This window comes from Psychrobacter sp. G, from assembly GCF_000418305.1.
GTDB classification, from domain to species: Bacteria; Pseudomonadota; Gammaproteobacteria; order Pseudomonadales; family Moraxellaceae; genus Psychrobacter; species Psychrobacter cryohalolentis.
Map to the genome: position 1 here is coordinate 2,083,185 of NC_021661.1, position 12,358 is coordinate 2,095,542.

Here is a 12,358-nt window from a genome sequence, read left to right on the forward strand (position 1 = left end):
TGCTGTGTATAGTGGTTTTTTAATGGGATTTTGATGCCCTTGTAATGAATCTTGCCGCATTTCCAACTAAGACTTATATCAGTTATTATCTTACAATAGCCATTGCCCCAGAATAGCATTGACTGCCGCTTCGGTGCGCAATATTCGTGCACCGATATGTACCGTTTGGCAGCCTTGCCTTGCAAGCAGCTCAACTTCATAATCAATCCAGCCACCTTCTGCACCGATAAAAACCATACTAGGCAATACTGACCTATGAGGCAATTCAGAGCTTTCTAACTGTTGTTGCACATATTGCGCAAACGATAATTCCGCATAAGGGTGAGCGACAATAGCTCGATTGGTGATTAAGTTTACCAACTCATCTTCAACAAAGGGCTTAAAACGTTTTTGCAAACTGATACGCGGCGCGACGGTATCAACGCCTTGTTGCAGACCTTCTAATATGAACTCATCAAGGCGACTCAGCATCGGGCTTTGCCAGTAGCTCTTCTGCGTACGATAGCTGTTAATCAAGATGATATCGCGGACACCAAGCGCGGTCATATCCATAATCAGCCGGCGCAATACTTTGGGGCGTGGCAATGCCAACACTACCGTGAGATCAAGCTTAGGCGGCGGTGCTGTGACCAAACTTACCTCACATAAATCAATACGCTCAGGCGTCATATCAGCAATGACAGCAGTGCCAAGATTACCTTCTAGCTGTCCAATTTTTAGGGTATCGCCTACTTTCGCTCCCAGAACTTGGTTAACATGCTCAATTTGTGCCACTGCATTGATATGTGCAGATTTATTAGAGAAGCTTGCAGCTGGTAATAAGATACAGTTCATAGTGGCTCTTAATTTGAATCTTGGCTAACGTTTTGAAGAGCATGCTGCTCGATGACTTTTTCTATCATCGATAATTGACGACTCAATACGGCTTGCTGCTGATCGGTCATCCGCGCGCCTGCTTGTCCTGCTTGCTTAGCCAACATTAAATGAATCAGCCAATATTTTAGTTGTTGATAAATCAGTGTCTCATCATCGGCAAATTTTTGGTTTTCGTTCGCTTGTTCATCATGATTATTAGTATGATCAATAGCCTGATAAAAAGGGTTGTTTGGCTGATATAACGCCCCTACGCTCGCCAGTTTATCCACGACACTTTGACAAGATTGAGTATGAACACCCATTAAAACCGGTGTCGCCACACTTGCCGGCTCAACTGGATTATGTCCGCCCACCTCGACCAATGAGCCGCCAACCAATGCCACATCGGCAAGAGCATACCAATTCATTAACTCACCCATGCTATCCGCCAGATAGACTTGAGTGTTTATATCAATAGCTTCTGCTGCACTGCGCCGTGCCATGGTCAAGCCTGAATTTTGAATGAGCGCTGCCACTTCATCAAAACGCTCTGGATGGCGCGGAACGATAATAAGTAGCGCTTTTGCCAATGCAGGGTTTGACAGTAATTGCTGCTGCCATGACAGTACCGTATTCTCTTCACCACCATGAGTGCTTGCTGCCAACCAAATTGGGCGATTGACCATGCCCAAATCACTCGCCGTCACACTCGTTTTTTCTGCTAACTCTGGCGGCTCGCTATTTACGATATCGACATCAATCGCCTTATCATCATCTGGCTCAGACACATTAGACAATTTAGGCGTATTAATGACCCACTTTAGCGAGCCTGCCACACGGATTTGGGCGCTATGCGCACCCAATTGTCGAAAGCGTTTGGCAGAGTCATTATCCTGCGCAATGATTAAACTCAAATTTTTCATCATGCTGGTGCTGACTGCGCCAATTTTTTGATAGCTTTTAAAAGAGGATGCTGACAGTCGCCCATTCACCAAGATACTTGGCATATGATGCTCAGATAATTTGGTTAAGATGTTTGCCCATAGCTCTGTTTCTACAAATAAGGCAGCAACAGGTTGTACATGAGTCAAAAAGCGCTCAATCACCGCCGGACTGTCAACCGGTACATAACTGTGACTCAATCGACCTTGCGCAATGTCTTCTGCAAATCGACTGGCACCGCGCGCAAAACCCGTCTGGGTAGTGTTGGTCAGCCATATCCGATAACCACGAGACAATAGTGCATCCAATAATGGCGCAACAGTATTTGTTTCTCCCAAAGAGACCGCGTGGCACCAGATAGTTTTATTTCGCTTATTAGACTTGATACTGCTGTTTAAATCCGCAGCTGGCAGATACGTTTCTGTGGCTATAGGAGGCGCAGGATAACGCTTACCAAAACGCTGTTCAACTTCTTGCTGATAATTATCACGCGCATGCGAGCGGCGCCATACTTGCAGGCGATATAACGGCTTTAATAAGCTTATGCCGACTTGATAATATACAGGCGGCTTATATACCGCATGGCTTTGCAGAGGCTGTGCCTGAATAGAAAGATTTTTTGAGGTGTCAGAAGATGGCATGCAAAAGCCTAGATAATTAATGGAGCAGATAATAGGAGTCGCGCACAAAAAACGCACCAATTCTACCTGAATTTATTGCCAAACAATACGTTTTTAAATTCAAGGATGTTGGTCATCGTTTTTTAGACCAAAATAATAATGAGTAAGGCTATTACGATAATGACTGCAAACAGTAGCTGATAGCGCTTAAGGCTATGCTGCTCTTGCTTTTGGGTGTTGATTAACGTTTGTGCTTGTTGCCACTGACCGATTAAGCTTGCCGCTTCGATGTGCCCATTTTCTGCCGCTTGCTCGAGCCAATATTTACCGACCTTAAGGTCTTGCGTAACCCCTACGCCTTGATAATACATTTTACTCAGTAAGCGCTGAGCGCGGCTGTCATTTTTACTTGCCGCTTGTTGCACCCATTCAACCCCAGCCTCTATACCAGCGACTTTATCAGCGCCTTCATTTGCTATCAGACCTTCGCCGAGCAGCTCATACATCGCCAAGCGCAACATCGCAGCACTGTTTCCTGCATTTGCAGCGTCTTCTAATCCCAACAAGGCCTGCTGCTTTGCTTGCAGATGCGCCTCTGAAAAGACGACTTGCTTACGGGGTTTTTCTTGCTTGGAAATGTGACGTTCAAACTGATCTAAAACCTTGCACGCCTTCTCATATTCAGTTTCGCCCTTGGTCTGTGTTACTTCTATCTCATGTAGCTCTGTTAATAATTGGCTAAAAATCTCTGGCGTGGGTGGTTTTTTTGCGACTGCCGTGGTTTTTACTGGTTCTACTATAGGTGCTACGGTTGCCTTTGTTATTTCTATATCTTCTGCTAATGGCATTGATGTAATTGTAGTAGCTGATATAGAAGATACATTACCCATTTTGTCATCTGAAAGTTGAGTTGTCGCCATGTCTATGGGCGACTTACTATTCGAATAAAGGGATGGGCTACTATTTTCAGGGCTTACTTTCTCAATAAATGCCTTTTCATTTGCTGTTTGAGTGTTTGGTTTATTTGCTACGGTCGTATCAACCAAATGAGGCTGATGATTTACAGATTTTGGTAATCTAGCGCTCACCGCTTGGTATAAGCCACTAGCGACTTCACAACCTTGCGCCGATTTAAACGCGCGGTCGATATGACCAAATAAACGCATCCCTATCGGTTCTAAAGCAAAGAAAAGCGGGGTATTATCTTTATCACTGCTATCTTTGGTATTAACATCAGTATCAGCGCCATAAAACATCGCCATATGCTGATAAAAATCATCGGTCATCAGTACTAACTCAGGATAGCGGGCATCTAGCTCAAACTGACCAAACCAACGTGGCGATTGTTGCCATTGCTGCGCTAATACTCGTCCTGCATAAAACGCCAAAAACACCATAAAGTTACGATAGCGCTCATCTTTTAATAACGTTGCTTCATCCCAAATGCTTGTTTTGACCATATCGCGGCGTATCTGAGACAGTAGCGTATCTATGCGCTGCAAGCTTGCCAGCGATTCATCCAAACCACAGTGATGCAAATCCACTTCGTAAGCGATACCGCCTGCGACAGCACGCCTTGCCAAAAAATCTTGCCAATAACCTGCTGCAATATAATCAAGGGGCGTTAAGGGCGATGCAGACATAAGAAACGCGTATCCTTTAAAAGAGTAAATTAATCATAGAGGCAATGAACTACAGGCAGTTGTGCAAAATATAGTGCTTACCTTAACTTAAAATATGTAGGGCTACAATAATGGACTAAATAAGCGTATCACATTATCAAACAACCGTTCAGTCTTATGACGCCGTTGCCACTCATCCAAGGTTAAAAAACGACAGCTTTGTAAATACGAATCTTGACAAGCGGCAACTTGCGCGACCATTTCAGGCGTATAAATCGCCAAACTGACTTCCATGTTCAGATAAAAGCTGCGCATATCGATATTGACGGTACCAAATATACAATAATCGTCATCTATAACTACTGTTTTGGCATGCAGCAGACCACCCTTAAACAGAGCAATGCTAACGCCCGCTTCTAACAACTCTTGGTAATACGCTTGCGAGGCGTGCTGAACTAAGAATGAATCAACCTTTTCAGGGATAATCAGCGTAACTTTGACCCCGCGCTTGGCTGCCGTCACTAGCGCGCCTGACAAAGCTTCATCCGGTACAAAGTACGGCGTTGTGATACAAATACAGTGATTAGCACGATGTAAAACGGTTACTAAAGTATTATAAATAACGTGAGCGGTCACTTGTGGCGCTGAAGGAATCAGCTGCGCGACCACGCCTTTTACTACCGGCATCTGCGGAATCACTGTCGACATCGCACCAGTACAGGGGTTTTCTACATTTTCTAGCCCATCATCCAATACTTTGATACGACTATTTATGTCATTAATCGTCGGATTGCGCACATACAGCTTACGTGTGTAGCTGTTGACTCGTTGATGCAGCGCATCTAGATTGTCACTGTTTTCCGCCCCGATATCGGTCACCACCACTTTTGCCATTGCAGTCGCAATGCTAATGTCATTATCACTGACACTGCGTATCGCCACATCAATCCATTCACCGACGTCTTTATTCTGCTTAAAAAACTTAGGATCAACCAAATTGAAGCTACCGATATAGCCGATATAACCATCAATAACCACGATTTTACGATGATTACGCAAATCTGAACGCTTAAATAACGTTTTAAACAACCCTACTGGCAATGACTGGTGGACAAAAACGCCTGCTTTTTCTAATTTTCGATGGGCTTTACTGTTAAAAAAACTAAAACTCCCCACACTATCAATTAGAATATGACACTCAACTCCGCGTTGAGCGGCTGCCATTAACGATTCTATAACATCAAGCACCTGCCCCTTAGGATAAATAATATAAAACTCCATCAAGATACTGCGCTGAGCGGCATTGATGTCATCAATCAAACGTTTAAAAATAATATTGGCGTGCGTCAACAGTTGCATCTCATGGTTTGAGAATACCCCAAACCCTGTCCAGCGCGTACCGATATGACTGACCCCACGGTAATGAGTCGGCAATACCTCTTGCCCTTCATCAAACACCAAGCGTTCCCGTTGTGCCATCTCATTCATCAGTAGCCGCGCTTGATCCATTCGCTGGCGATAACGTCTACCTATCATCGGCTCACCCACCAGCACATAGGCAATCAAGCCAAATACGGGCAAAGTAAACAAAACCGCTATCCATGCAATTGCCACCCCAATATTGCGCTGTACCGAGACAATCCGCAAAGTCATCACAATCATAAGAATAATATGAAATATCAGACCTAGCCCAGCAAAGTCTGTCCAAGACCATGCTGCCACTTGCTGCTCAGTAGTAGATAAAGCTTCTATTGTTTTCGCCTCCAACTGGTAATAGCACAATATAATCAAATACAACCAATCAAGTATAGTAGCTTTTATCCGCCGCGCAATAGGTAACTATTCGTTGACTAAGTAGTTGCCATATGGGCTGTCACATCATCTAGCCATACTCTCAAAAGCCTTTTTAATAATCATTTTTTAAAAAATGTAAAATAGTGTTTGACAGCCATGTGTAAATCTATATAATACACACCCACAGCAGCAGAGCTTAGTGACAAACTTAGAGCTCAGTTGATGTTGAATAAATTGCCTAGCAATTGTTCGAAGGGTGATTAGCTCAGTTGGTAGAGCGTCTGCCTTACACGCAGAATGTCGGCGGTTCGAATCCGTCATCACCCACCACTATTTAGTATAGCGTTACTCTAAAGTAGTAGGCTAAGTGGTTAAATAAACTAAGTACGACCTAAGCAGCGGTAGTTCAGTTGGTTAGAATACCGGCCTGTCACGCCGGGGGTCGCGGGTTCGAGTCCCGTCCGCTGCGCCATATTTAAAACGAATTTAAACTGTTAAGTTTAAGCAAGTTTCGCCTCAAACATTAGATTGTTTGAGGTTTTTTTGTGTTTATTATTTACCTAAACCTCTATTATATATAATCCCCGCCTTTTAGACCTTCCGTCCTCCCGTGGCTCACTGCAAAAATTGCTAAGCCAGCTCGCGCATTTCATTGTCAAATTGATGGGTAGCAGCCAACACTTTTGGTCTCGTTACCACTGCTGGCAACTACACTCGACGTTAAATCAATTTTAGTAAAAGATGAATCAAAGCGTTTTGGACTTAATGTCTATAAAGCTCTAGGTGGCTCCTATGCTTTAGGATGTTTATTAGCAAAATACCTTGATATAGATATAGTTGATATTGATTTAGCAACTGTCGACTCTAAGCTTGGTAAACCTTTGGTATTTGCCACTGCAACAGTAGGTAATCATGGTATTGGCGTTGCATGGGCTGCACAGAAAATAGAACAAAAAGCAGTTATATTCCAAAAGGTTCCTCGTTAGTGAGTGCGGGGCGTATACGTGAAGTATAATCTATTGAATCATTAAGGGTTTTTATTATGAAACGCGCCAATCAATTACAGCCTTTATCTCGCCAACATCACCTTGGACTTAACCTATCTCGCCATGCTAAAGAATGTCCTGATGAGCCTGCTGAGATTGCCAAGCATTGGCATTATCTCATGGCTTATATTAAAGATATGCAAGCTCACTTTAATATTGAGGATACCTTAATCACTCATGCTTTGAAGCCTTACCATACCTCTCATACTAAGGTTGCCTCAGTACTTGATACTTTAGATGTTCGACATAGACAGCTATATAAACTAATGGATGAAACTGAGCGTTCACATAAATTTATCAATAAAGAGGTAACCGCTGCCCAAGTTCAAGCATTAGGCACGCTTTTATACGACCTTATTCGTTTTGAAGAGCGTGAGTTATATCCAGCCGTTGAAAAACACCTGAAAGAAGCAGAGCTCAATGCCATTTATGAAGCAAGCCCTGACAGTATCAAACGTACTGATGGGCTGCGTTAAAAACTAAGACAGCCTTATTAATCATGACTCAAATAACACCTCTAGATTATAATTTGGATTATTTAATACAAAAAAGCCTTCAAACAAATTAGCCCAATCGTAGCGCTTGATTCATCTGAAGGCTTTCTTGATAGCTTTTTTTCTAAGGTGCCGATTTTAAGGTATCAGTTTAAAGAAATGCTGACGATAGTGCTTAAGCTCACGAATTGAGTCACGAATATCATCTAACGCTAAATGACTGCCGCCTTTCTCAAAATTCTTGAGGACATCAGGGCGCCAGCGGAAGCAAAGCTCTTTAATAGACGACACATCAAGGTTTCGATAATGAAAGAACCGCTCTAGCTCAGGCATTTGACGCGCCATAAAGCGGCGATCTTGGCAGATTGAATTGCCACACATTGGCGACTTACCACTATCGACCCATTTATTCAAAAATTTAATGGTTTCAGCTTCCGCCTCAGCCAATGTCACCGTACTACGGCGTACACGGTCAACCAACCCTGATTGCCCATGCTGCTTGGTATTCCAGTCATCCATACCATTTAACTTTTGATCTGATACTTTGATCGCAAAGACAGGTCCTTCGGCAAGGACATTCAAATCTTCATCGGTGACAACAGTCGCTATCTCGATAATCTCATCATTTAGAGTATCAAGACCGGTCATTTCTAAATCAATCCATACCAGCCCTTTTTTGCCTTGGTTTCTGATTTTAATTTTATTGGGATGGTCGCCGGTGGTCATAAAATATCCTATGGTCAATAAAGTTTGAGACAACTTACAAGCAATGCTTTAATAGCAATGTGAATAAAATAATGCGCCTATCTAACTATCTCAGTGCAAAAAATATTTGTAATTAGGCAGCTGTGAATTTCACTTAGAATTTATGAATACTAAAATATTACAAAATCTCTGCCCAGTGCAGGCGCTTTAGGCTGTATGTTAGCAAATTTTCACGCTACACTGAGCAATATTTTATAATAGGTCACCAACCCATGGCATTAATCCGACAACGCAAACTAACGAAACAACAGATTCGGCGCATCGATAAGCAGCAATTATTAAGTCAAGATAGTATCGATGACAGTTTGATGGATGGTGTGGTCATGGCGCATTATGGCAAGCAATTGGAAGTGCAAGTGACCAGCTTACCATCATTCATACCTGTGCAGCCTGAGGTTGCACCTGATGACCCTGAGCCGTTTTGGCAAGAGTTGGCACTCGGTGATATTTGGCGCTGCCATGTACGAACCAATCTACCGATGCTAGCAGCAGGTGATCAAGTGCGCTGGAATGCTGACTCTAATACAGGATTTGGTCGGATAGAATCAGTCAAACCACGTACGTCATTGGTATCCCGACCTGACCGCTATCATAAGCTCAAGCCTGTCGCCGCCAATGTCGATATTTTGGCAATCGTATTTGCGCCCTTACCTGCTGCCGCGCCAACGCTAATTGATCGTTATTTAGTTGTTTGTCATCATGCTGGGGTCAAGCCTTTATTGGTGCTCAATAAAGCCGATTTATTGGCGCAAGAAAAAGGCGTCGATACCAATGAGTTATTGGCGCAATATGCCGCACTTGGTTATGAGAGCGTTTTGACCTCAGTTGACTGTCCTGAAAACGTCGCGGATAGCGATGACCAGGAAGGACTTGATGAACTAAAACGCTATATAGATAAAAAGCTGGTTATTTTTGCAGGGCAATCTGGCGTCGGTAAAAGCAGCTTGATCAATGCGCTGCTACCTGAATCAGCACAAAGCGTGAATATCATCTCTGATAATTCAAAACTTGGTCAACATACCACCACCACCAGTCGCTTACTGCCCTTTAATCCAGCCGATTTGACCCAAGGCGGCATCGTCGATACCCCTGGTATTCGCGAGTATGGTATTTGGCACTTGACGCCTGATGACATTATTTCTGGCTTTGTTGAGCTTGCACCATTATCTGGTGACTGTCAGTTCCGCGACTGTCGCCATACTCATAATAGTAAAGGCTGCGCGTTATGGGAAGCAGTTGCTGATGGCAAAGTATTGCAGCGCCGCGTTGAAAACCTCGTGACGCTAAGAGAAGAGGCAGATACTAAGCCTTATTGAGCCTTATTAATTCGTATCCACTGTTAATCACGATGATGACCATCACACGTTTACTATGGATAGGCTAATCGGTATAATAGCGCCTTGTTCAATCCATTAGGCTGTCTTCTCAGCGTAATAGAACACTTATTTTTTTGGAGGTATGGTTTGGATCGTGCGCTGGAATTTGTGGGCAACCACCCGTTTTTATTTGGTATATTAGCCGTACTAGCCGTGCTATTTTTTGCTATTGAAAACAAACGTAGCGGTAAAAAGATTTCACCCAATACCCTTGGTATGATGGTGAACTCGCAAAATGCGCAGCTTATCGATATCCGTGCCAAAAAGAAGTTTGTCACCGGTTATATCCAAGGCAGTCGCAATATCCCATTTACTGAGCTAAAAGACCGCATTGAGGAAATTCGTGCGATTGAACAGCCAGTGATTATTATCTGCGATATGGGCGTACAAGCAGGTGCTGCCATTCAGATGATTGGTAAAGAAAACGTCTATCGCTTAGAAGGCGGTGTTGGTGGCTGGCAAGCTGCTGGAATGCCACTTGTTGGCATAAAGGATACTAAGCCGAAGACTAAAGTCAAAGCAAAACCGAGCTTGCATAAGTAGTTTGATAGCGCGCTTTATTAAACTATGACTTACTATCTATCGGTAGTGAATAAAAAAGACACCTCTTCATAGGGTGTTTTTTTTATGTGGCATTTATGATAATGACGACGCTTTTGTATTTATTTGGCTTGAATTTATATTGCCTATCCCCACTTTATAGTGAGCATAATAGAATATAGGCTTGTGATTTACTTGATTGCAGCCTCTATAGGCAAATTTTATAATACTACTTTCCATCCTATAACCTATCCGATAACAATTGCTCTATACATTTATAAATAAGGATTTATCATGACTGTATCTGTTAAAGTTTATACTACTCCTATCTGCCCATATTGCTCAAACGCTAAGCAACTGCTGAAATCAAAAGGCGTTGATTATGAAGAGATTGGCATGCACGATATGAGCAGCGATGATCGCCGTGCTTTAATGCAAAAGACCAATAACTATCGCACCGTGCCACAAATCTTCGTTGGTGAGACCTTTGTCGGTGGTTTTGATGAGCTCAATCAAATGAACCAACAAGGCAAACTTGACGAGCTATTAGCGGGTTAATTTGCTATCTTGCTATTCTGGCTGTCTTTATTTATTTTACTAGTCTATATGTGAGTCATTTATATAAGTAACGATAGGGACAGCTATAAAGGGCTTTGATAAAAAATATCGAGCTTTTGTCTCGAATTATATTACAATGCTATTTTACTAAAATAACAGTTTGCCCAATCACTTGATCAACTTTTAGAGGAATTATCATGGCTGAAGAACAAGCACAACCGCAATTAGCACTAGAACGTATTTATGTCAAAGACATGTCACTTGAAGTCCCAGGCGCTGGCGTATTCACCAAAGAGTGGAACCCTGAGCTTGATATTAATCTATCTAGCAATGCCGAAAAACTGGACGATGACCATTATCAGGTTGTATTGACCGTTAGTGTCACTGCGAAAAATGCTGAAGAAGCGGCGTTTATCGCGGAAGTTCATCAAGCAGGTATCTTCTTATTAAAAGACATCCCAGAAGATCAGATTGGTCAAATCCTAGGTGCTTATTGCCCGAATGTTTTGTTCCCATATGCTCGTGAAGTCATCAGCGATATCGTAACGCGTGGTAGCTTCCCGCAGTTATTGCTTGCACCAGTTAACTTTGACCAAGCTTTTGCGCAAAGTCAGCAGCAAGCACAAGTTGATGCTGAAGGTAATGCTTAAGTTTTAAATTAAACGCTACTGGCTGTACCAGTAAGACGTTTTAATAAAAAGGCCGTTTACTTATTATGAGTAAGTGGTTTTTTTATGGAAATTTTTAGAGTTTATTTTCAATCATTTAGATTTATGTTGCTATTAGTCATTATTTTTGACCCATTAAAAAACCCTGCTGATTGCTATTACTAGCGGCAGGGTCTTTCATAACACTATTCGATTAATCCGCTATATTCTAGCGTCAGTACAAATATTAGCCTTTTAGGGCAGAAAATATTTGTTGCTTAACGTCATCAATACCTTGGGTACCATCGAACTTATCATACTTAGGTGCATCGCCGCCTTCTTTAGCTTTGTTCTGATAAAAGCCAACGAGGGCTGATGTTTGCTCATGATACGTAGCTAAGCGGTCACGAATGGTTGATTCTTTATCGTCTTCACGTTGGATAAGCGCTTCACCAGTAACATCATCGATGCCTTCTTGCTTTGGTGGATTGTGATCAATATGATATACACGACCAGAGCCAGCATGTTGGCGACGACCTGATAATCGCTTGACGATTTCATCATCAGGTACACTGATTTCAATTACATGATCAATCGTCACGTTGGCATCTGCAAGCGCTTGCGCTTGTGGAATGGTACGCGGGAAACCATCTAAAATACAGCCGTTAACACAATCAGGCTTAGCGATGCGTTCTTGCACGAGGTTAATGATTAGATCATCAGAAACCAAACCACCAGCGTTCATCACGTCTTTGGCTTGTTTGCCAAGCTCAGTGCCTTCTTTGATTGCTGCACGCAGCATATCACCCGTTGAGATCTGCGGAATATCATATTCTTTAGAAATAAACTGAGCTTGGGTACCTTTACCGGCGCCTGGTGGACCTAGCAAAATAATACGCATCATTACACGATTCTCCTTAATAAATAGGATTTTGGGACTAATAAAACTTAGGGATTGGTGGTTTGCAGAGCTTACCTTACCTTGTGGCTTTCAAAACCTCAAGTATTTTTAGTATTGATGCAGCAACATATGATGACTTATCTGTTCATGAGAGAAGGTTGCGCGCCATAGATGAGACGATAGCGCGCACTAAATGTA

General features: G+C 42.7%; 12 protein-coding genes and 2 tRNA genes. 8 read left to right on the forward strand and 6 right to left on the reverse strand.

Annotation, left to right across the window (positions count from 1 at the left end; translation table 11 throughout):
• Positions 1-90: 90 nt before the first annotated feature.
• The 4 genes from PSYCG_RS08560 to PSYCG_RS08575 form a co-directional block, all read right to left on the reverse strand.
• Positions 91-834 (reverse strand): 16S rRNA (uracil(1498)-N(3))-methyltransferase, encoded by a 744-nt coding sequence (locus PSYCG_RS08560; RefSeq protein ID WP_020443823.1) that lies wholly within the window; start codon positions 832-834, stop codon positions 91-93.
• 8 nt (positions 835-842) lie between these two features.
• Positions 843-2,438: a 3-deoxy-D-manno-octulosonic acid transferase gene (locus PSYCG_RS08565; protein ID WP_020443824.1), complete on the reverse strand. Its 1,596-nt coding sequence runs from the start codon at positions 2,436-2,438 to the stop codon at positions 843-845.
• 122 nt (positions 2,439-2,560) lie between these two features.
• Positions 2,561-4,060, reverse strand: coding sequence for a tetratricopeptide repeat protein (locus PSYCG_RS08570; RefSeq protein ID WP_020443825.1), 1,500 nt, complete (start codon positions 4,058-4,060; stop codon positions 2,561-2,563).
• A 102-nt stretch (positions 4,061-4,162) separates the two neighbouring features.
• Positions 4,163-5,806: a cardiolipin synthase gene (locus tag PSYCG_RS08575; RefSeq protein WP_020443826.1), complete on the reverse strand. Its 1,644-nt coding sequence runs from the start codon at positions 5,804-5,806 to the stop codon at positions 4,163-4,165.
• A gap of 281 nt (positions 5,807-6,087) precedes the next feature.
• On the opposite strand from PSYCG_RS08575, the gene PSYCG_RS08580 reads away from it, so the two are divergent.
• From PSYCG_RS08580 to PSYCG_RS08595, 4 genes are all read left to right on the forward strand, one after another.
• Positions 6,088-6,163, forward strand: a tRNA-Val gene (locus PSYCG_RS08580).
• Between the two features lie 65 nt (positions 6,164-6,228).
• Positions 6,229-6,305 (forward strand) — tRNA-Asp (locus PSYCG_RS08585).
• Positions 6,306-6,516: 211 nt separating this feature from the next.
• On the forward strand, positions 6,517-6,819 hold the full coding sequence (locus PSYCG_RS08590; protein WP_020443827.1) for a pyridoxal-phosphate dependent enzyme: 303 nt from the start codon (positions 6,517-6,519) through the stop codon (positions 6,817-6,819).
• Positions 6,820-6,875: 56 nt separating this feature from the next.
• Entirely contained in the window at positions 6,876-7,355 is a 480-nt protein-coding gene (locus tag PSYCG_RS08595; protein ID WP_020443828.1) for a hemerythrin domain-containing protein, read from the forward strand.
• A gap of 156 nt (positions 7,356-7,511) precedes the next feature.
• Here PSYCG_RS08595 and orn read toward each other — a convergent pair whose 3' ends face one another.
• A complete protein-coding gene (gene orn, locus PSYCG_RS08600; protein ID WP_011514059.1) occupies positions 7,512-8,099 on the reverse strand; it encodes an oligoribonuclease in 588 nt (195 codons plus the stop codon).
• Positions 8,100-8,350: 251 nt separating this feature from the next.
• On the opposite strand from orn, the gene rsgA reads away from it, so the two are divergent.
• The 4 genes from rsgA (at position 8,351) to secB (ending at position 11,262) form a co-directional block, all read left to right on the forward strand.
• Complete coding sequence (gene rsgA / locus PSYCG_RS08605) at positions 8,351-9,454, forward strand: ribosome small subunit-dependent GTPase A (RefSeq protein WP_020443829.1); 1,104 nt, start codon at positions 8,351-8,353, stop codon at positions 9,452-9,454.
• A 147-nt stretch (positions 9,455-9,601) separates the two neighbouring features.
• A complete protein-coding gene (locus PSYCG_RS08610; RefSeq protein WP_011514061.1) occupies positions 9,602-10,057 on the forward strand; it encodes a rhodanese-like domain-containing protein in 456 nt (151 codons plus the stop codon).
• A 291-nt stretch (positions 10,058-10,348) separates the two neighbouring features.
• Entirely contained in the window at positions 10,349-10,612 is a 264-nt protein-coding gene (gene grxC, locus PSYCG_RS08615) for a glutaredoxin 3 (protein ID WP_011280820.1), read from the forward strand.
• 197 nt (positions 10,613-10,809) lie between these two features.
• Complete coding sequence (gene secB / locus PSYCG_RS08620; protein WP_011514062.1) at positions 10,810-11,262, forward strand: protein-export chaperone SecB; 453 nt, start codon at positions 10,810-10,812, stop codon at positions 11,260-11,262.
• A 244-nt stretch (positions 11,263-11,506) separates the two neighbouring features.
• Here the strand turns inward: secB and adk are convergent, their stop codons facing one another.
• Positions 11,507-12,160, reverse strand: coding sequence for an adenylate kinase (gene adk, locus PSYCG_RS08625; protein ID WP_187289141.1), 654 nt, complete (start codon positions 12,158-12,160; stop codon positions 11,507-11,509).
• Positions 12,161-12,358 lie beyond the last annotated feature (198 nt).

Coding starts and splice junctions, on each gene's coding strand:
- rsgA (WP_020443829.1), top strand. CDS start 8,351: ATGGCATTAATCCGACAACGCAAACTAACGAAACAACAGATTCGGCGC.
- adk (WP_187289141.1), bottom strand. CDS start 12,160: ATGCGTATTATTTTGCTAGGTCCACCAGGCGCCGGTAAAGGTACCCAA.
- secB (WP_011514062.1), top strand. CDS start 10,810: ATGGCTGAAGAACAAGCACAACCGCAATTAGCACTAGAACGTATTTAT.
- PSYCG_RS08595 (WP_020443828.1), top strand. CDS start 6,876: ATGAAACGCGCCAATCAATTACAGCCTTTATCTCGCCAACATCACCTT.
- grxC (WP_011280820.1), top strand. CDS start 10,349: ATGACTGTATCTGTTAAAGTTTATACTACTCCTATCTGCCCATATTGC.
- PSYCG_RS08570 (WP_020443825.1), bottom strand. CDS start 4,060: ATGTCTGCATCGCCCTTAACGCCCCTTGATTATATTGCAGCAGGTTAT.
- orn (WP_011514059.1), bottom strand. CDS start 8,099: ATGACCACCGGCGACCATCCCAATAAAATTAAAATCAGAAACCAAGGC.
- PSYCG_RS08560 (WP_020443823.1), bottom strand. CDS start 834: ATGAACTGTATCTTATTACCAGCTGCAAGCTTCTCTAATAAATCTGCA.
- PSYCG_RS08565 (WP_020443824.1), bottom strand. CDS start 2,438: ATGCCATCTTCTGACACCTCAAAAAATCTTTCTATTCAGGCACAGCCT.